The organism is Marinobacter sp. ES-1 (assembly GCF_000475255.1).
GTDB lineage: Bacteria > Pseudomonadota > Gammaproteobacteria > Pseudomonadales > Oleiphilaceae > Marinobacter > Marinobacter vinifirmus.
Window position 1 is genome coordinate 1 of record NZ_AXBV01000055.1, and the last position, 20,235, is coordinate 20,235.

Consider the following 20,235-nt stretch of genomic DNA (forward strand, 5'->3'; position numbering starts at 1 on the left):
TTCCAAAAATGTGCGGAGCCATGGATGGCGGAGCAGAAGCGCCACACGGATGTGCCGCAGGAGCGGTTTTTGGAAGGCCCCGCCACCCCGGTGCCAGCCCCCAAACTAGCAGGCTACAAAAAAGAAAACCCCGCCGAAGCAGGGTTCTCTATAACTACAGCAGTGAAAACAATCAGCTCAGAAGCTTGATCATCACACCCGCTGCAACCGCAGAGCCGATAACACCGGCCACGTTCGGGCCCATTGCGTGCATCAGCAGGAAGTTCTGCGGGTTGGCTTCCAGGCCCACCTTGTTGGAGACCCGCGCCGCCATGGGTACCGCGGATACACCCGCGGAGCCTATCAACGGGTTGATCGGTTCCTTGGTGAACTTGTTCATCAGTTTCGCCATCAGTACACCAGAAGCGGTGCCCACACCGAAAGCCACGATACCCAAGCCCAGGATACCCAGGGTCTGGCCATCCAGGAACTTGTCCGCCATCAGCTTGGAGCCAACGGACAGACCCAGGAAAATGGTCACGATGTTGATCAGCGCATTCTGGGCAGTATCGCTCAAACGCTCTACCACGCCACACTCACGCATCAGGTTACCGAAGCAGAACATACCCAGCAGCGGAGCCGCATCGGGCAGGAACAGAACCACGGCAATCAGCACCACCAGCGGGAAGATGATCTTCTCTTTCTTGCTCACCGGGCGCAGCTGGCTCATCTTGATCTTGCGCTCCTGCTCGGAGGTCAGCGCCTTCATGATGGGCGGCTGGATCATCGGCACCAGCGCCATGTAGGCGTAGGCAGACACCGCAATCGCACCCAGAAGGTGTGGAGCCAGAACACTGGATACATAGATGGACGTCGGGCCGTCAGCACCACCGATGATACCGATGGCCGCCGCTTCCAGAATGGTAAATTCCAGAACGCCGGTCCAGTCCAGCAGGGCCGCACCCAGTACCGTACCGAAGATACCGAACTGAGCCGCTGCACCCAGCAGCAGGGTCTTGGGGTTTGCCAGCAGCGGGCCGAAGTCGGTCATCGCGCCTACACCCATGAAGATCAACAGCGGGCCAACGGTACTGCCGATTACCACGGAGTAGAAGTTGTACAGCATACCGTTGCCGTAGCCGTAATCCTGGGCGATGGAATTGGCCATGGCCATTTCGGAGTAGCTGGCTTCCTTGACCGCTTCCTTGAAGACATCTTTCAGCTCGGGGGTCACCGCCTGGCCGGCCTGGTAGGCCACGTCCAGGGGCGCCGCCAGGGCCGCCAGAATCTCCGTAGAGCCATTCTTCAATGCGAAGTGGATGGCATTCTCCGCCGCAGTCAGGGCCAGCCCTGCCTCCGGAATATTCGCCAGAATACCGCCGAACCCGATGGGGACCAGCAGCAGTGGCTCGAACTTCTTGTTGATCGCAAGATAGAGGAGCAGCAGGCCGATGGCGATCATCACCACCTGGCCGAGCTCGATATTGAACAGGCCACTACCTGTCCACAGTGTCATCATTTTATCCATGGAATGCTGGCCCTTATGCGATTGTCAGCATTTCATCATCAACGGAGACGGCATCCCCTTCCTTGATGAAGACTTCACCGATGGTACCGGCCTTGGGTGCGCGCACCTCGGTTTCCATTTTCATGGCTTCGAGGATAATCATCACATCGCCCTCTTCCACGGTGTCACCCGGAGAGACGTGCACCTTCCAGATGTTGCCGCCCAGAGGCGCCAGTACAGGCTCGCCGTCACCCGCGGCCGGAGCAGCTGCCGCCGGTGCGGAAGACGCACCACCCTGGCCTTCGATCTGGCTGATTTCGCCACCTTCGTTCACGGCCACCACATACTTCTGGCCATTCACTTCCACGGTGTAGGTCTCAGGACCTGCGGCTTTCTTGGCCGGCGCTACGTCGTCAGCACTCGGAACCGGCTCAAATGCATCCGGGTTGTTGCGGTTCTCCAGGAACTTCAGGCCAATCTGCGGGAACAGGGCGTAGGTCAGAACGTCGTCCACTTCCTGCTCGGCCAGCTTGATACCCTTTTCCTTGGCAATGTCTTTCAGCTCGGCGGTCAACTTGTCCATTTCCGGCTCGATCTTGTCAGCCGGGCGGCAAGTGATCGCTTCTTTGCCATCCAGAACCCGCTCCTGCAGTTCCTTGTTGAACGGAGCCGGTGCGGAACCGTACTCACCCTTCAGGATGGCGGCGGTTTCCTTGGAGATCGACTTGTAGCGCTCGCCGGTCAGTACGTTCAGTACCGCCTGGGTGCCCACAATCTGGGAGGTCGGGGTTACCAGCGGGATGTAGCCCAGATCTTCACGTACCTTGGGAATCTCGGCCAGTACCTGGTCGAACTTGTCGCTGGCGTTCTGCTCTTTCAGCTGGCTTTCCATGTTGGTCAGCATGCCGCCCGGAACCTGGGCAATCAGGATGCGGGAATCGACGCCTTTCAGGCTGCCTTCGAACTTGGCGTACTTCTTACGCACTTCGCGGAAGTAAGACGCAATTTCTTCCAGCAGGTTCAGGTCCAGGCCGGTATCGCGGTCGGTCCCTTCCAGGATCGCCACAATCGCCTCGGTGGGCGAATGGCCGTAGGTCATACTCATGGAGGAGATGGCCGCATCCACGTTATCAATGCCGGCTTCGGCGGCTTTGATTGCGGTGGCGGTGGACATGCCGGTGGTGGCATGGCACTGCATGTGAATGGGGATATCCAGCTCTTTCTTCAGACGGCTGACCAGGTCGTAAGCCACGTAAGGCTTCAGCAGACCGGCCATGTCCTTGATGGCGATGGAATCGGCCCCCATGTCGGCGATTTCCTTGGCCAGCTCAACCCAGTTCTCGATGGTGTGTACCGGGCTGGTGGTGTAAGAAATCGTACCCTGGGCGTGCTTGCCGGTCTGGCGAACGGCCTTGATGGCGGTGGCCAGGTTGCGGGGGTCGTTCATCGCATCAAAAATACGGAACACGTCTACGCCGTTTTCGGCGGCACGGTCTACAAACCGCTCTACCACGTCATCCGCATAGTGACGGTAGCCCAGAAGGTTCTGGCCGCGCAGCAGCATTTGCTGGGGCGTGTTGGGCATGGCTTTTTTCAGCTCGCGGATGCGATCCCAGGGGTCTTCACCCAGGTAACGGATACAGGAATCAAAGGTAGCACCACCCCAGGACTCGAGGGACCAGAAACCGACTTTGTCGAGTTTCTCGGCAATCGGCAGCATGTCATCCAGCCGCATGCGGGTGGCCAGCAGGGATTGGTGGGCGTCACGCAGAATTACGTCCGTAATCCCAAGCGGTTTTTTCGTGTCAGTCATCGTGTCAGCCTTCTGTTAAAAGGTTCTAATCTGTACCAGGGTCACTTCTTGTGGCGTGCCCGGTATTGTGCAATCGCCTTCTTGATGGCCTCGGCGGTGTCAGGGTCAACCGACGTGGGCGCCTTCGGCTTGGCACGTGGCGTTCTGGCCGGGGTTGCCGGCTCTGGCGGCGCAAACCGCAGAATGATTTTGGACATCAGGCCGGTCGCGAATACCAGAATAATCAGGAACACGAACACGAAACCCATGCCGGCAATCATCAGCTCAACGGCTTGTGACATCAGGTCATTCATAACGAACAGCTACCTGTATTGGTTTGTGTGATTTCCCCGGATTACTACCAGCCCAAACAAGACCAAAGTCTTATGGCCTGAAAAAGCAAAACGGGAGGCAAAATCCCGCGTAATTTACCGGTTTCATTGATCAGGAGCAACCTAAAGGACACATTTCTATAGGGAGTTTCCGAGCGCTCCGGCCTGAAAAGACAACTGAAGCGCCACTTTATTCAAAGCGCGATTACGCGAAGCGAACGCGTATTTTCCTGCCTTTCACCTTACCTGCTTCAAGCCTGGCGAGCGCCTTATCTGCCCACTCTACCTGCACCGCAACAAAGCACTGGAAATCGAACAGATCGATTTTGCCTACCGCAGAGCCGGGAATGCCTGCGTCACCGGTGAGCGCTCCCAGAACATCACCGGGGCGGACCTTTTCTTTACGGCCTCCGGCCAGGCACAGCGTTTTCATGGGCGGGCGTAGCGGGCGCACCCGCTCTGCCAGTAGCCCGGCCGTATCACCCCACTCCGCGGACTTTGCCCGGTCAGCTTCCAGACGGGTTATCTTGTGCCCCTGCTTCGGCGTGCACAGCGTAATCGCATGGCCTTGCTCCCCCGCCCGGCCGGTACGCCCGATGCGGTGGGTGTAAACTTCCGGATCCCGCGCAGGCTCGGCATTGATCACCAGCGGCAGGCCCTTGATGTCCAGCCCCCGGGCCGCCACATCCGTAGCCACCAGCACGGTGCAGCTCTGGTTGGCAAACTTCACCAGCGTGCCATCCCGGTCTTTCTGGTCGAGATCACCGTGCAAAGACAAGGCAGCAAACCCCAACCGGGAAAGCTCGTCGGCCAGCTCATCACAGTCGCGCTTGGTGGTACAGAACACCAGGCTGGCCGATGGCTGGAAACGCGAAAGCAAGGCCGCCACGGCAGCAACCTGCTGATCCGGCGCGATTTCATAGAACAGCTCTTCAATATCCGGCCCGGATTCCTGCGCCTCAACCCGCACATCTTCCGGCTCGGACTGGAAGCGTTCACTGATGGTACGGATCGCGTCTGGCCAGGTAGCCGAAAACAACAGTGTCTGGCGATTACGTGGCGTCTGCGAAAGAATTGAAGTCATCACTTCCTCAAAACCCATGTCCAGCATCCGGTCTGCTTCATCCAGCACCAGGGTTTTCAGGCGATCCAGGTTTAACGTGCCCTTGCGAAGGTGGTCCTCCACCCTGCCCGGGGTGCCCACCACAATATGGGCGCCGTGGCTAAGCGAACCAATCTGCGGGCCAATGGGCACACCGCCACACAGAGTCAGCACCTTTACGTTGTCTTTAGCCCGGGCCAGCTCCCGCAACGCCTTAGCCACCTGATCTGCCAGCTCCCGGGTAGGACACAGCACCAGCGCCTGCACCGCGAATTGCTTCGGTTGCAGCTTTTCGATCAGCGGTATACCGAAGGCAGCGGTCTTACCGCTGCCGGTCTGGGCCATGGCTATCACATCCCTGCCCGCCATTGCCGGCGGCATGGCTTTTACCTGAATACCGGTTGGCTGCGTGTAGTTCAGCCGGTCAAGGTTGGCCTGCATGGCAGGCGACAGGCCCAGCTCTTTGAAAGAAGACATAAAAAATCCGTGAGGTGAGGTAAACGTGGGTTATTGAGTGCGCACTGACGGCGTATACTGAACAGATAATTGCTGAAGTTTATCACGAATCCACGGAGTCACTGATGGCGTCTTTGCAGGAACAACTTATGAAAGCCGGGCTGGCTGATGAGAAAAAGGCCCGGGCCATTCGCAGCGAAAAGCGTAAACAACGGAAACAACAGCCGAAAGGCGCTGCCCAGGTGAATGAAGCCGAAGAGCGCGCACGCAAGGCAAGGCAGGAGCAGGCCGAAAGGGATCGTCAGCTGAACCTGGAACGGCAGAAAGAAGCCGAGAAAAAAGCCATCCAGGCCCAGATTCGCCAGCTGATCGAAACCAACCGACTGGATCGCAGCCGGGGCGAGACGTCTTACCAGTTTGTTGACGGCAAGAAGATCAAGAAAATCCTGGTGGACGACAAGATGGTTGACCAGCTTTCGAGGGGGCGACTGGCCATCGTCGCCCTTGGCGAAAACTACGAAGTTGTCCCGGACAAGGTAGCACGCAAGATTATGGAACGGGATGAAGCCGCCGTTATCTCAATGCATGAGCGGAAACAGGACGACGCCGGCGAGGACGATCCGTACGCGGGTTATGAGATTCCCGACGATTTGATGTGGTAACAGAAACAAAAAGCCCCGCACTTGGCGGGGCTTTTTGTTTAATATGGCGCGGCTGGGAGGATTCGAACCTCCGACCGCCTGGTTCGTAGCCAGGTACTCTATCCAGCTGAGCTACAGCCGCTTGAAACTGATTGGCGAAAATTGGCGCGGCTGGGAGGATTCGAACCTCCGACCGCCTGGTTCGTAGCCAGGTACTCTATCCAGCTGAGCTACAGCCGCACAATCTTTCGCAGTGGTTGAATGCTACTTCAACCGGTTCTCGCCTTTCCGCTAGGAAATGGCGGAGAGGGAGGGATTCGAACCCTCGGTACGATTGCTCGTACGGTTCCTTAGCAGGGAACTGGTTTCAGCCACTCACCCACCTCTCCTTGAGAACGGGGCGTATACTACCATAATTTTTCTGTTTTCATAGGGTTGACACGATATTTTTCTAACCGATTTTCCCTATTATTAAAAAAGCCGCTCAGGTTTCCCTTGAGCGGCTTTCTTTCTGATCAACGATTGCCCGGTTCCGGCTCGTCAGAGCCTTTTTCGGACTGAATCCGCTGATAGATTTCTTCGCGGTGAACGGCAACATCTTTAGGTGCGTTAACACCGATGCGAACCTGGTTCCCCTTCACTCCGAGAACGGTAACGGTAATTTCGTCACCGATCATCAGAGTTTCGCCAACGCGGCGAGTCAAAATCAACATATCCCTTTCTCCCTATTCCAAAGCTACCTGTTCCGACTACATTTCTATGTACTTGTTGCTTTTATAATGAGATCACCGCGAAGTCTAAAGGCGGAATAATACTTATACAATCTCCAACCCCTATAGATTTCCTCAATGACCTTCAGGAGGAAGCAAAGGGCACCCTGCCCTCACATTCCTTCTTCTACTAGCCCGGACTTGTCCAGCTCGAAGGCACTGTGCAGTGCGCGAACGGCCAGTTCGAGATATTTCTCGTCGATCACCACGGAAATCTTGATTTCCGATGTGGAGATCATCTGAATATTGATGCCTTCGTTAGACAGCGCTTCGAACATTTTAGTTGCAACGCCGGCATGGGAACGCATGCCAACACCCACAATGCTCACCTTCGCAATCTTGGTGTCGCCGCCCACTTCACCGGCACCGATTTCGGTGCTGATGCCGCGCAGAACGTCCTGGGCACGCTTGAAATCATTACGGTGAACCGTGAAGGTGAATGCGGTTTTGTTATCCTCACCCACGTTCTGGACAATCATGTCCACCTCGATGTTGGCATCGCTCACCGGCTTGAGAATTCGCAGGGCGCTGCCCGGGGTGTCAGGCACTCCGGAGATGGTCAGTTTGGCTTCATCACGGTTAAAGGCAATGCCGGAAACAACCGGTTGTTCCATGGCGTTCTCATCCTCAAAAGTAATCAGGGTACCCTCGCCTTCTGCGAAGCTGGACAGCACCCTTAATGGAACATTGTATTTACCTGCAAATTCGACGGCCCGGATCTGGAGAACTTTCGAGCCCAGGCTGGCCATCTCAAGCATTTCTTCGAACGTAATTCGCTCAAGCCGGCGCGCGCTGTCTACTACCCGCGGGTCGGTCGTATAAACGCCGTCAACATCGGTGTAAATCTGGCACTCGTCCGCCTTCAGCGCCGCCGCCAAGGCAACGGCTGTGGTATCGGAACCACCGCGGCCCAGCGTGGTGATATTGCCGTGCTCATCAACACCCTGGAAACCGGCAACCACAACAACCCGGCCTGCATCCAGATCCGCGCGCATGTTCTGCTCGTCGATATCTTTAATGCGTGCCTTGGTATGGCTGCTGTCCGTCAGGATTCGCACCTGGGAGCCGGTATAAGACCGGGCATCACAGCCGCGCTTCTGCAGCGCCATAGACAACAGGGCGATAGTGACCTGCTCACCGGTGGAAACCAGCACGTCCATTTCGCGGGGCGTGGGCTCTTCCATAATGTCGTTGGCCAGGGCAATCAGGCGATTGGTCTCGCCGCTCATAGCGGAGACCACCACCACAATGTCGTGACCATCTTTGCGGAGCTGACACACCTTGTCAGCGACCGCTTCAATCCGTTCGGTTGTGCCGACGGATGTACCACCAAATTTCTGAACCAACAGAGCCATGCTTTCCCAAACTCCGAAACGGGCCTTACAGCGGAGCCAGGCTCCGCCAGTCAAATAAAGCGGGCGGAATTATAAACCTCCGCCCGCTTCCGAAAAAGTTGCTTATCCGATATTTTGCTCGACCCAGCCCGGAACTCCGGCCAGGGCATCTGCCAGCCTGGACGGATCGTTACCACCGCCCTGAGCCATATCCGGGCGACCACCGCCTTTACCATCTACCTGGGCACACAGATGCTTCATCAGGTCGCCAGCCTTGATGCGGCCAGTGGCGGACTTGGTTACGCCGGCAACCAGTGTTACCTTGCCGTCTTCCACCGTGGCCAGCACTACCACACCCTCGCCCAGCTTGTTCTTCAACTGGTCAGCGGTTTCCATCAGGGCCTTACGGTCTGCACCTTCCAGCTCTGCTGCCACAACTTTCAAGCCGGCAACTTCAACCGCGTTACCAGCAAGGTCGCTGCCGGCGGAGCTGGCCAGCTTGGCCTTCAGGCCATCCATGTCTTTTTCCAGCTGACGGTTGCGGTCGAGAACCTGCTGAACTTTCTCCACGACAGTCTCGCGGGTGCCCTTAACCAGGCGGGCGGTTTCACGCAGTGTGCGCTCGGTGGCGTCCAGCCATTCCAGTGCGCCGAAGCCGGTCACCGCTTCAATACGGCGAACGCCGGAGGAAATACCGCTCTCGGAGGTAATACGGAACAAACCGATATCGCCGGTGCGGGATACGTGGGTACCGCCACACAGCTCAACAGAATAGTGATCGGTACCCATGCTCAGAACCCGAACCTCATCGCCGTACTTCTCGCCGAACAGCGCCATAGCGCCCTTGGCCTTGGCCGTTTCCATATCGGTAACGTCGATCTCAACCGGGGTGTTTTCCAGTACCTGCTCGTTCACCTGGCGTTCGATTTCTTTCAGCTGCTCGGCAGTGACCGCCTCGAAATGGGAGAAGTCGAAACGCAGTTTGTCGGGGTCTACCAGGGAACCTTTCTGGGTTACATGCTCACCCAGCACATTACGCAGTGCTGCGTGCAGCAGGTGCGTGGCGGAGTGGTTACGCTTGGTGCGTTCACGGCGGGCGTGGTCAATACGCGCGTCAACTTCCAGCCCCGGGAACAGCTCACCTTCTACCAGCGTGCCCACGTGCAGGTGGTTATCGCCTTCTTTGCGGGTGTCGGTTACCTTGAACCGGCCACCGCTCCAGGTCAGCAGGCCGGTGTCACCCACCTGGCCGCCGGATTCTGCGTAGAACGGAGTACGCTCCAGCACCACAACACATTCGTCACCGGCTTCGGCGGTTTTCTCTTCGCCATTCACCAGAACGGTGCGGATTCGCTCGTGGCCGTCGATGTGATCGTAACCGGTAAACTCGGTTTTCCCTTCGATGGTGATGCCTGCGGCGTTGTAATCAATGCCGAACTTGCTCGCAGCCCGGGCACGGTCACGCTGGGCTTCCATGGCCTTTTCGTAGCCTTCATAGTCTAGGGTCAGGCCGCGCTCGCGGGCGATGTCGTTGGTCAGGTCTACCGGGAAACCGTAAGTGTCGTACAGGGTAAAGACGGTTTCGCCGGGAATTTCAGTACCCTTCAGCTCGGCAATATCCTGTTCCAGCAGGCGCAGGCCTTTGTCCAGGGTCTTGGCAAACTGTTCTTCTTCCTGCAGCAGTACTCTTTCGATCTGCTTGCGGCTGCTGACCAGTTGCGGATAGGCATCGCCCATCAGTTCAACCAGGGCACCGGTAAGCTTGTAGAAGAATGGTTCGTTCGCACCCAGCTTGTTACCGTGGCGGGCTGCACGGCGGATGATCCGGCGCAGCACAAAGCCACGGCCTTCGTTGGACGGCATCACGCCATCGGCAATCAGGAAGGCACAGGAGCGGATGTGGTCAGCCACGACGCGCAGCGAGGCCTCGGTAGTGGCTGCACCACCCAGAATTTCAGAAGCAGCTTTCAGCAAATCCTGGAACAGATCGATTTCATAGTTGCTGTGAACGCCCTGCAACACCGCTGCAATTCGCTCCAGACCCATACCGGTATCCACAGAAGGCTTGGGCAGGTTCAGCATCTCGCCATCGGCGGTGCGGTTGTACTGCATGAACACCACGTTCCAGATCTCGATGTAGCGGTCGCCGTCTTCCTCCGGGCTACCAGGAGGGCCGCCCGCTACGTCCGGGCCGTGGTCGTAGAAGATTTCGGTGCAGGGGCCGCAGGGGCCGGTGTCACCCATCTGCCAGAAGTTGTCAGAAGCGTAGCGCGCACCCTTGTTGTCGCCAATGCGAACAATGCGGTCTGTTGGAACGCCAACTTCTTTGTTCCAGATATCAAAGGCTTCATCGTCTTCGGCATAAACCGTTACCCACAGTTTCTCCTGGGGCAGGTTCAGGTGCTTCTCACCAGTCAGGAAGGTCCAGGCAAAGTTAATGGCTTCGCGCTTGAAGTAATCACCGAAGCTGAAGTTGCCCAGCATTTCGAAGAAGGTATGGTGGCGGGCGGTATAGCCCACGTTCTCCAGGTCGTTATGCTTGCCCCCGGCGCGCACACACTTCTGGGACGATGTTGCCCGGTTGTAGTCGCGCTCTTCACGGCCAAGGAAGGTATCCTTGAACTGGTTCATGCCAGCGTTGGTGAACAACAGTGTCGGGTCGTCTGCCGGTACCAGGGAACTGCTCGGCACAATGGTGTGACCTTGCTGTTTGAAATATTCCAGAAACGCCTGTCGCAACTCTGCGGTTTTCATAGACCTTTGATACCTTTCGACCTTTAACACCTTGCCAGAAACCTGCCGGAACAACCGGCAAGTCCGCGATTGAAATACGAATACTTACATGCGTGTGCAAATCCGCTACTCTAGCACACGCCGAGAACAGGAAAAACGTGAAACCTCACAGGAGACCCCATGCCCCGACGCTTTCATGACGCCGAGCAACTGCTGCCACCGGCAACCGCCCTCAAGCGGGCTCTGGCGATTATTTACGATGGCCTGATCAGTATTGCGGTCCTGCTGGTCGCCACCTGGATTTATACCATGATTGCCGGGTGGATTACGGGCTGGGACAAGTACGAACAAATGGCTGAGGCCGGCCAGCTCTCGGGCGATCCGGGGCTCACCTTCGTGCTCTTCCTGGTGCTGTATCTGTTCTTTGCCTACTTCTGGACCCGAATCGGCCAGACCCTGGGCATGCAAGTATGGCGGGTTCGGATCGAAAACCTGGACGGCACGTCAGTGAGCTGGACCCAGGCCCTGTTTCGTTACGGCACAGCCTCGGCGGTGGTTTTCCTCACCATGCTGGCAAGCCATTACATCGGTACCGTTACCCTGCTGATCAGCGTTCCCGCCATTATTGCTCTGTTCTACCCGATCAACGGACTGTCACTGACCGACCGGGCCTCCAACAGCGTTGTGGTTCAGGTAGAAAAAGCCGCGAAAAAGTAAGCCTTCCGGGCCGGTTCAGCCGGCCCTTCTCATCAACACCGCACCCACCACGGCATTGATGGCAATCGGCGCCAGCACAGCAATCATGGGATTAAAGCCGTACACCATGCTCATGGGCCCGAGCAGATCCTGCATGTACTTGAACAACAAGCCCACCAGCAAGCCGGTAAACACCCGGAAGCCCATGGTTACAGAACGCAAGGGGCCAAACACAAAGGAAATCGCCACCAGCACCATGACCGCAGTACCCAGCGGCATCAGTGCTTTCTTCCAGAACGCCAGCCAGTACTGTGCCGCAGTCAGCCCTTGCTCCCCCAGATAGGTGGCGTAGGTATACAGGCCACTCATCGACAGGTTTTCCGGCTTCACAATCAGCACACTCAATACGTCTGGAGACAAGCCGGTATCCCAGCGCAGGGTTTCATGGGCTTCCCGCACCGTTTGCTCACCTTCCATGCGGGTCACCGCCACGTTTTCCAGCAACCAGTGATCACCCTGGAACACCGCCCGCTCGGAAAAGCTGGACTGCTCCAGCTGGCGCTGATCATCAAACCGGAACAGCGAAACCCCTACCAGGCCGCCATCCGGCTGCACCGCATTCAGGTGCATGAAGGTATTGCCTTCCCGGTGCCAGACACCGTGGGCCGATGCCACATTCTTGCCCGCCCCCAGGGCTATGGCCTTGTCGCTCTGAGCCAGCCGTTCGGTGTTGGGTGCCACGTATTCACCAATCGCCACACCCAGCAACACAATAACCAGCGCCGGCTTCATGGCAGACCAGACAATCCGCTTCAGCGACACCCCGGCGGCGCGAATCACCGTTAGCTCCGACGAACTCGCCATGGCCCCCAGCCCAACCAGGCACCCCATAAAAGCGCCAAGCGGCAGGTAATCGTAGATCCTGCGGGGCAAGGTGAGCGCCACGTACCAAAGCGCCTGCACCGTCTGGTAATCGTTGCGGGTATCTTCCAGCTCGGCAATGAAGGCGAAGATCACATCCAGCGACAGCACCACCACCATCACCAGGAACATGGCACCGCCAACGGTGCGCATTACATAGTTGTCGATCTTACGCACTGGCACGGCCCTCCTTCTCCAGCCGGCGGCGATGCAGCCAGGCCGGCCCGAAATGCAGCCATAACCCTAGCGCCAGGAACAGCGCGTGCACCCAGAGCATGCCGATCCACTCCGGCACCTTGCCGTCTGCCAGTGCGTCCCGGGCCACGATCAGAAGGCCCAGATAGGTGATATACACGAGCATTGCAGGTAAAAGATGGAAGAACCGGCCCTGCCGGGGATTCACCCGGCTCAGACGAACCGCCAGCAGGGTAACGATCGGAACGATTAACGGCAGGGAGAAGCGCCAGTGCAACAGGGCGCGATCTTCAAGGTTGTCTGATCGCCAGAGATCCAGCGTACTGATGCCCTCTTCCAGCTCGCGATCACCCGCGTCGCCGGCCTGGATCTTGAGGCCATAGGCCTCGAACCGGGTTACGTTGTAATCCAGCTGCCCCGGCATACCCTGAAAGCGGCCGCCTTCTTCCAGAATCAGGAACCGGCTGCCGGTTTTCTCGTCGATCAACTGCGAACCGGTCTCTGCTGTAATCAGGGTAACGCCTTCACCGTTGCGACCGTGCTCGGCAATGAACACACCCTGCAGCTCACGCTTGTCGTCACTGAGCGCTTCGGTATAGGTCACCCGGGTACCGGAGCTGAGATCCTGGAACCGCCCGGGCGCGAGCATTTCAAACTCGGTGGCTTTGCGCTGTTCGTTGAAAATATGTTCCACCTGCTTCATACCCCAGGGTGAGATAAACAGGCTCATTGCGCCCACCACCAGCATCACCGGCAGCGCACCCACCAGGGTTTTCTGCAACAGCTCCCGCTCGCTGACGCCGCAGGCGAACAGCACCGTCATCTCGCTTTCCAGGTACATCCGGCCGTAGGCCAGCAGAATGCCGATAAACAATCCCAAGGGCAGGATCAGCTCCAGAAAACCGGGGAAACGGTAGCCCATAATGGCGAACAACACGCCCGCTGCCAGCTCGCCTTCAGCCGCACTCGCCAGGTACTTGATAAACCGGCCGCTCATGAACACCAGCAACAAAATGCCGGAAACAGCAAGCATGCTGACCATGATCTGGCGGATGAGGTAACGGAAAATGATGCTCAAACTGATCTCTCTGGCCGCGCCCTTTCAGGAGATGGAGGATAAGAGGAACTGCGCGTATTCTATGTAACCTTGGGAATGAATGACAGTACAGGAACAACTCGTTAAAGCCATCGTAACGATAAGGCCTTATCGCTTGATTATTCGCGGCTTTGCCCCAATCCTTATTAACATTCGATCAAACCCGCCCGGCGCGGACCTAAACAGAATAACCTGACAACGGGAGTTGCCATGAATTTCAGCCTGAGCAGTAAAGCCATTGCCGCCACCAAAACCGATTGCCTGGTCATCGGCCTCCCCGAAAAAGGTACCTGGCCTGACACCACAACACAGGCAGACGAAACCCTGGGCGGGCTGATCAAGCAACTCGAAAAAGCTGGCGACCTGACCGGCAAGAATGCTTCAGTTAACACCATCCCGCTGGTCGACCAGCCCTGGCAGCGCCTGGTTGTGGTCGGCACCGGCAAAGATGCAGACCGCACACCGGCCAACTTCCGTAAAGCCCTGATCGCCATGATGGGCGCCCTGAAAGACGGCCCGTCCAAAAACGCCCTGATCTGCCTGGCCGACACGGCCCTGCAGGGCGAAGATGCTGTCAGCAACGAAGAAGCGCGCCTGAACCTGATTGGCCGCATCCTGGAAGACCAGCTGTACAGCTTCACCGGTTTCAAAAGTGAAAAGCCTGCGGCCCGCAAGCTCAAGAAAGTGACCGTACAGGCCTCCGGTGCCGGCAAAGCCCTGAAAGATGCCTTCAACCTGGGCCTGTCCACCGGCCGCGGCATGAACTACACCAAGGATCTGGGTAACACCCCGCCCAACATCTGCCACCCGGTATGGCTGGCCGAACAGGCACAGGCCATGGCCAAGGAACACGACTGCATCAAGACCGAAGTGCTTGATGAAAAGCAGATGGAAAAGATGGGTATGAACACCATCCTGGCCGTGGGCAAAGGCTCCAAGCAGCCCCCGCGCCTGATCGTGATGGAATACCGTGGCGGCAAAGCCAAGGACAAACCCTACGTGCTGGTGGGTAAAGGCATCACCTTCGACACCGGCGGCATCAGCCTCAAGCCCGGCGAAGGCATGGACGAGATGAAGTACGACATGGGCGGTTCCGCCAGCGTATTCGGCGCCATGAAAGTACTGGCTGAGACCAAGCCCAAAATCAACGTAGTCGCGGTGATTGCTGCCGCCGAGAACATGCCGGATGGCGGCGCTTCCCGCCCGGGCGACATCGTAACCACCCTGAGCGGCATGACCGTTGAAATCCTCAACACCGACGCCGAAGGCCGCCTGGTATTGTGCGACGCCCTCACCTACGTGAAGAAATTCGACCCGGCTGCTGTGGTCGACATGGCCACCCTCACCGGCGCCTGCATCATCGCCCTGGGCAACCACGCCACCGGCCTGCTGTCCAACAACGACGAACTGGCCAACGAACTGCTGGCCGCGGGCGAGCGCACCGGCGACCGCGCCTGGCGCCTGCCGCTCTGGGACGAATACCAGAGCCAGCTCGACAGCAACTTCGCCGACATGGCCAACATCGGCGGCCGGCCGGCCGGCACCATCACGGCTGCCTGCTTCCTGAGCCGCTTCGCCAAGGACTACTCCTGGGCCCACCTGGACATCGCCGGCACCGCCTGGAACTCCGGCAAAGCCAAGGGCGCCACCGGCCGCCCGGTGCCCCTGCTGGTCGACTACCTGATGTCCCATGCAGGATAACCAGCCAACCCCTACTCCGGAGCCCGGCAGCCCAGCTGCCGGCCCCTCCGGCCGGGACGAAAAGAACCAACGTTACTGGTTCCACATCCTCGCCCAGAACACCCCCGCCGCCAGAAACCTCCACGCCGCCAAACTGGTGGACAAAGCCTGGCAGCAGGGCGACCGCGTGTGCATCCTCTGCGACACCGAAGACCAAGCCAAAGAACTCGACGACCTGCTGTGGAACTTCACCCCGGAAGCCTACATCCCCCACAGCATCGCCAAAGACCCGACCACCCCCTGCACCGACCCTGTCGGCATCCTGCTTTACCCGCCGGCCGCTACGGACTGGGATACCGTTATCGTGCTGTCCTCGACCTTGCCCGACGACGCCGATCAGTACCGCCGCCTGGCGCTTGTAGCCCATAATGATCCAGCTGTGTTGAACCTGGCTCGCGGGCATTACAAACAGCTGCGGGGGATGGGGATTGAGGCTCGGGTGCATGATATGCGGCGGCGGTGATTTTTTTTGCCACTAAATCCGCGAAAGGACCCCACACTGCACCAAATCAGCAGGCTACGTTTCACAGAGGTTCGCCGCATCAACAGCGACCATGTATAATCGCCCAATTCAGAATTTCTCTATGTGAATCAACCAAAACGGTCACTGCATAATCCCATGGAAAAAACCTACCAGCCAGAAAACATCGAGCGCCAGTGGTACGAAAACTGGGAATCCAAAGGCTATTTCCGCCCCAGCGGAGAAGGCGATTCCTACAGCATCGCCATCCCGCCACCCAACGTGACCGGCAGCCTGCACATGGGCCATGCGTTCCAGCACACCATCATGGACACCCTCACCCGCTTCAAGCGCATGCAGGGCCGTAACGCATTGTGGACCGTGGGCACCGACCACGCCGGCATCGCCACCCAGATGGTGGTTGAGCGCAAACTGGCTGCAGAAGAAGACAAAACCCGCCACGACCTGGGCCGGGAAGAATTCATCAAGCGTATCTGGGACTGGAAAGAGCACTCCGGCGGCACCATCACCCGCCAGATGCGCCGCCTCGGCAACTCCGTGGACTGGAGCAACGAACGCTTCACCATGGACGATGGCTTTTACAAAGCCGTGCAGGAAGTATTTATCCGCCTGTACGAAGACGGCCTGGTGTACCGCGGCAAGCGGCTGGTGAACTGGGACCCGAAACTGCACACCGCCATCTCTGACCTTGAAGTCGAGAACAAGGAAGAAAAAGGTTTCTTCTGGCACCTGCGCTACCCGCTGGCAGACGGCCAGAAAACCCAGGACGGCAAAGACTACGTGATCGTCGCCACCACCCGCCCGGAAACCATGCTGGGCGACACCGCCGTAGCCGTGCACCCGGACGACGAGCGCTACCAGCACCTGATCGGCCAGCATGTTCTTCTGCCGCTGGTGAGCCGCCGGATTCCCATCGTGGCCGACCACCACGCCGATCCGGAAAAAGGCTCCGGCTGCGTGAAGATCACCCCGGCCCACGACTTCAATGACTACGCCGTGGGCAAGCGCAACAACCTGCCGATGATCAACGTGATGACCCAGGATGCGAATATCCGGGACATCGCCGAGGTCTTCAACTCTGACGGCACCGAGAACACCGACATCGACGGCACCATGCCCAGAGCCTATGCCGGTCTGACCCGCGAGGCCGCCCGCAAGCAGATCGTGGCAGACATGGAAGCCGAAGGCCTGGTCGAGAAAATTGAAGACCACGTACTGAGCGTGCCCCGTGGCGACCGCTCCGGCCTGATCATCGAGCCGATGCTCACAGACCAGTGGTTCGCCAATGCCAAGACCCTGGCCAAGCCGGCCATCGAAGCTGTAGAAGACGGCCGTATCCAGTTTGTGCCCAAGCAGTACGAGAACATGTACTTTGCCTGGATGCGCGACATCCAGGACTGGTGCATTTCCCGCCAGCTCTGGTGGGGCCACCGGATTCCGGCCTGGTACGATGCCGAAGGCAACATTTATGTGGGCCGTAACGAAGACGAAGTACGCCAGAAGCACAACCTGGCCGCAGACCTGGAACTGAAACAGGACGACGACGTTCTGGACACCTGGTTCAGCTCCGCCCTGTGGACCTTCGGCACCCTGGGCTGGCCGGAAATCACCGAACGCCTGAAAACCTTCCACCCCACGGACGTGCTGGTGACCGGTTTCGACATCATCTTCTTCTGGGTTGCCCGGATGATCATGATGACCATGCACTTCATGAAAAACGAAGACGGCACCCCTCAGGTACCGTTCAAAACCGTATACGTCACCGGCCTGATCCGGGACGAGCACGGCGACAAGATGTCCAAGTCCAAGGGTAACGTTATTGACCCGCTGGACATGATCGACGGTATCAGCCTGCCGGATCTGCTGGAAAAACGCACCGGCAACCTGATGCAGCCGAAACTGGCCGAGAAGATCGGCAAGCGCACCGAGAAGGAATTCCCGGAAGGCATCGCTGCCCACGGCACCGACGCCCTGCGCTTCACCCTGGCAGCCATGGCCACCACCGGCCGTGACATCAACTGGGACATGAAGCGCCTGGAAGGCTACCGCAACTTCTGCAACAAGCTGTGGAACGCCGCCCGCTATGTGCTGATGAACACCGAAGGCGAAGACTGCGGCGTAAACGACGAGCCGGTGGAACTGTCCCTGGCCGACCGCTGGATCATCAGCGAGCTGCAGCACTGCGAGCAGGAAGTGATCCGTCACCTGGACCAGTACCGCTTCGACCTGGCCGCCTACGCCCTGTATGAGTTCATCTGGAACGAATACTGCGACTGGTACCTGGAACTGTCCAAGCCGGCCCTGAGTGACGACAACGCCAGCCCCGAAGCCAAGCGCGGCACTCGCCGTACCCTGGTTCGCGTGCTGGAAGCCGTCCTGCGCCTGGCACATCCGATGATGCCCTTCATCACCGAAGAAATCTGGCAGCGCATTGCCCCGCTGGCCGGCAAAACCGGCGACAGCATCATGCTGCAGCCGTTCCCGCAGCCGGACGAAAGCAAGCAGGACTCCGCCGTGGCAGCCGACATCGAATGGCTGAAAGGCGTGATCGTGGCGGTGCGGAATATCCGAGGCGAGATGAACATCTCCCCGGGCAAACAGGTACCAGTGCTGCTGAAAGGCGGCAACGCTGACGACCAGCGCCGTCTGAACGACAACCGGCAGTTCCTGATGTCCCTGGCCAAGCTGGAGAAGCTGGAATGGTTCGAGGGCGACAAGGCTCCCATGAGCGCCACCCAGCTGGTGGGCGAAATGGAAGTGCTGGTGCCCATGGCCGGCCTGATCGACAAGGGCGCCGAACTCAAGCGCCTGGACAAGGAGCTGGAGCGCCTGAACAAGGAAATCGGCCGCCTGGAAGGCAAGCTGAACAACGAGAAGTTCACCGCCAAGGCTCCGGCTGAAGTGGTCGAGAAGGAAAAAGAGAAGCTGAAGGATGCCCAGGGCAGCCTGCAGCGGCTCAGCGCACAGCGGGCCGAAATCGAGGCCATGTAAGGCCATGATTGCCATACTCGGCGCCGGCTCTATGGGCCGGCTCTGGGCCGCAACGCTACCTGCCGGGCAGGTAGCGTTTGTGCCCCGCCCGGGCCAACACCCGGAACCTGTCCACTACCGCTTTCAGCCCATCGAAGGCGAACCATTCAGCGTCACCATTCCCTGGCTTCAATCCGGGCAGTCACCAGGCCTGTTACTGGTGACCACCAAAGCCGGCGACACTCTAGAAGCCCTCACGTCTGCCCTGCCCTCAACGCCACCATCAACGCCCATCGTGTTGTTCCAGAATGGACTCGGGAGCCAGCAACAGGTTGCCGAAACCTGGCCTGAAAGGCCTGTGCTCGCGGCCTCCACCACCGAAGGTGCCAACCGGCCGCAGCCAGGCCTGACGGTTCACGCCGGTCGCGGTACTACCTGGCTAGGAGCACTTAACCCTGCCGGGCAAGCCCATGTAGAACCGGTGGCGCAGCAGCTTGCCACCAGCGGCCTGGTAGTCCAGCCGGAACCGGATATTCTCGGCAGGCTCTGGCAGAAACTGGTTATCAATGCCGGCATCAACGCCTTTACCGCCCTGCTTGACTGCCCCAACGGTGAGATCCTGGGCCAGCCGTTCTATCTGAAATGGATCGATCCGCTGTGCCAGGAAATCAGCCAGCTTCTGGATGCCGCGGGGCAACCCGTAGTTGCACCGGATAGCCTGCGGGAAACCATCGAAGCCGTGGCCCGGAAAACCGCTGCAAACACATCGTCGATGCGCGCAGATATGCTGGCGGGCCGAGAAACCGAGATAGACTTCATCAACGGTTATCTTGCCCGTCTGGGCCATCGGTACAACATTGCCGCACCGGTGAACCAAATGCTCACCGAACGGGTAAAACAACTCAACTGATCACTACAGAAGGGAGTTCAAACCATGGGCAATCGCCTGTCAAAGATCTACACCCGCACCGGAGACGATGGCTCTACCGGCCTGGCCGATGGCAACCGGATTGCCAAGAACGCCCAGCGAGTGGAAGCGATGGGAACCGCCGATGAGCTGAACTGCCATATCGGTATCCTGGTGGAAACCTTACCGGCGGATGATGCGCTGATTGAGGTGCTTCGCCGCATCCAGCACCACCTGTTCGACCTGGGCGGGGAATTTGCCATTCCGGGCAGCAAAGTCATCGGGGATGACCACATCACCTGGCTGGAAACCACGCTGGACCATTACAACGAAGGCCTGCCTCCCCTGAAGAATTTCATCCTGCCCGGTGGCTCCGCTGCTGCGGCTCATTGCCACATGGCCCGCGCTGTTTGCCGGCGCGCCGAGCGGGTAGTTGTGGCCCTGGGCCACGAAGACTCCATCAACACCGCCTCCCGCCACTATCTGAACCGGCTGTCCGACCTGCTGTTCGTAGTTGCGCGGGTACTGGCCCGCAGGGACGGCGCCCAGGAAATTCTCTGGGAGATCGAGTAGGAGGGGGAGT

General features: G+C 58.6%; 17 protein-coding genes and 3 tRNA genes. 8 read left to right on the plus strand and 12 right to left on the minus strand.

Annotated elements, in window-relative coordinates; all coding sequences use genetic code 11:
• On the plus strand, nt 1-189 hold a 189-nt coding region (locus Q668_RS17205), incomplete at its 5' end, for a hypothetical protein (RefSeq protein WP_036219735.1).
• Here Q668_RS17205 and Q668_RS10460 read toward each other — a convergent pair.
• The 4 genes from Q668_RS10460 to dbpA form a co-directional block, all read right to left on the minus strand.
• Nucleotides 173-1,507 (minus strand): sodium ion-translocating decarboxylase subunit beta, encoded by a 1,335-nt coding sequence (locus tag Q668_RS10460; protein WP_022989554.1) that lies wholly within the window; start codon nt 1,505-1,507, stop codon nt 173-175. The two genes, Q668_RS17205 and Q668_RS10460, sit on opposite strands and share 17 nt — an antisense overlap.
• 13 nt (nt 1,508-1,520) lie before the next feature.
• The gene (gene oadA, locus Q668_RS10465; RefSeq protein WP_022989555.1) at nt 1,521-3,299 is read right to left on the minus strand and encodes a sodium-extruding oxaloacetate decarboxylase subunit alpha; all 1,779 of its coding nucleotides are present in this window, start codon (nt 3,297-3,299) and stop codon (nt 1,521-1,523) included.
• Nucleotides 3,300-3,340: 41 nt separating this feature from the next.
• The gene (locus tag Q668_RS10470; RefSeq protein WP_022989556.1) at nt 3,341-3,592 is read right to left on the minus strand and encodes an OadG family protein; all 252 of its coding nucleotides are present in this window, start codon (nt 3,590-3,592) and stop codon (nt 3,341-3,343) included.
• 223 nt (nt 3,593-3,815) lie between these two features.
• Nucleotides 3,816-5,189: an ATP-dependent RNA helicase DbpA gene (gene dbpA / locus Q668_RS10475; RefSeq protein WP_022989557.1), complete on the minus strand. Its 1,374-nt coding sequence runs from the start codon at nt 5,187-5,189 to the stop codon at nt 3,816-3,818.
• A gap of 104 nt (nt 5,190-5,293) precedes the next feature.
• Between dbpA and Q668_RS10480 the strand changes: the two genes are divergently transcribed.
• Nucleotides 5,294-5,830, plus strand: coding sequence for a DUF2058 domain-containing protein (locus Q668_RS10480; protein WP_036219739.1), 537 nt, complete (start codon nt 5,294-5,296; stop codon nt 5,828-5,830).
• A gap of 44 nt (nt 5,831-5,874) precedes the next feature.
• On the opposite strand, the gene Q668_RS10485 is transcribed toward Q668_RS10480, so the two are convergent.
• From Q668_RS10485 to alaS, 6 genes are all read right to left on the minus strand, one after another.
• Nucleotides 5,875-5,951: transfer RNA gene (locus Q668_RS10485), tRNA-Arg, on the minus strand.
• 21 nt (nt 5,952-5,972) lie between these two features.
• Nucleotides 5,973-6,049: transfer RNA gene (locus Q668_RS10490), tRNA-Arg, on the minus strand.
• Nucleotides 6,050-6,108: 59 nt separating this feature from the next.
• Nucleotides 6,109-6,198 (minus strand) — tRNA-Ser (locus tag Q668_RS10495).
• A gap of 126 nt (nt 6,199-6,324) precedes the next feature.
• Nucleotides 6,325-6,522, minus strand: a complete 198-nt coding sequence (gene csrA, locus Q668_RS10500; RefSeq protein WP_022989559.1) for a carbon storage regulator CsrA — start codon at nt 6,520-6,522, stop codon at nt 6,325-6,327.
• A 170-nt stretch (nt 6,523-6,692) separates the two neighbouring features.
• The gene (locus tag Q668_RS10505) at nt 6,693-7,934 is read right to left on the minus strand and encodes an aspartate kinase (RefSeq protein ID WP_022989560.1); all 1,242 of its coding nucleotides are present in this window, start codon (nt 7,932-7,934) and stop codon (nt 6,693-6,695) included.
• 102 nt (nt 7,935-8,036) lie between these two features.
• Complete coding sequence (alaS, locus tag Q668_RS10510; RefSeq protein WP_022989561.1) at nt 8,037-10,667, minus strand: alanine--tRNA ligase; 2,631 nt, start codon at nt 10,665-10,667, stop codon at nt 8,037-8,039.
• 159 nt (nt 10,668-10,826) lie between these two features.
• On the opposite strand from alaS, the gene Q668_RS10515 reads away from it, so the two are divergent.
• Nucleotides 10,827-11,363 (plus strand): RDD family protein, encoded by a 537-nt coding sequence (locus Q668_RS10515; RefSeq protein ID WP_022989562.1) that lies wholly within the window; start codon nt 10,827-10,829, stop codon nt 11,361-11,363.
• 15 nt (nt 11,364-11,378) lie between these two features.
• Here the strand turns inward: Q668_RS10515 and lptG are convergent, their stop codons facing one another.
• Nucleotides 11,379-12,440 (minus strand): LPS export ABC transporter permease LptG, encoded by a 1,062-nt coding sequence (lptG, locus tag Q668_RS10520; RefSeq protein ID WP_022989563.1) that lies wholly within the window; start codon nt 12,438-12,440, stop codon nt 11,379-11,381.
• Complete coding sequence (gene lptF, locus Q668_RS10525; RefSeq protein ID WP_022989564.1) at nt 12,433-13,536, minus strand: LPS export ABC transporter permease LptF; 1,104 nt, start codon at nt 13,534-13,536, stop codon at nt 12,433-12,435. Before lptF ends, lptG begins: the two co-directional genes overlap by 8 nt.
• Before the next feature lie 228 nt (nt 13,537-13,764).
• On the opposite strand from lptF, the gene Q668_RS10530 reads away from it, so the two are divergent.
• The 5 genes from Q668_RS10530 (at nt 13,765) to Q668_RS10550 (ending at nt 20,225) form a co-directional block, all read left to right on the plus strand.
• Nucleotides 13,765-15,255, plus strand: a complete 1,491-nt coding sequence (locus Q668_RS10530) for a leucyl aminopeptidase (RefSeq protein ID WP_022989565.1) — start codon at nt 13,765-13,767, stop codon at nt 15,253-15,255.
• On the plus strand, nt 15,245-15,757 hold the full coding sequence (locus Q668_RS10535; protein ID WP_022989566.1) for a DNA polymerase III subunit chi: 513 nt from the start codon (nt 15,245-15,247) through the stop codon (nt 15,755-15,757). Before Q668_RS10530 ends, Q668_RS10535 begins: the two co-directional genes overlap by 11 nt.
• Before the next feature lie 156 nt (nt 15,758-15,913).
• On the plus strand, nt 15,914-18,766 hold the full coding sequence (locus tag Q668_RS10540) for a valine--tRNA ligase (protein WP_022989567.1): 2,853 nt from the start codon (nt 15,914-15,916) through the stop codon (nt 18,764-18,766).
• Nucleotides 18,767-18,770: 4 nt separating this feature from the next.
• Nucleotides 18,771-19,655 (plus strand): ketopantoate reductase family protein, encoded by an 885-nt coding sequence (locus Q668_RS10545; protein WP_022989568.1) that lies wholly within the window; start codon nt 18,771-18,773, stop codon nt 19,653-19,655.
• 24 nt (nt 19,656-19,679) lie between these two features.
• Nucleotides 19,680-20,225 (plus strand): cob(I)yrinic acid a,c-diamide adenosyltransferase, encoded by a 546-nt coding sequence (locus Q668_RS10550; protein WP_022989569.1) that lies wholly within the window; start codon nt 19,680-19,682, stop codon nt 20,223-20,225.
• Nucleotides 20,226-20,235: the final 10 nt, after the last annotated feature.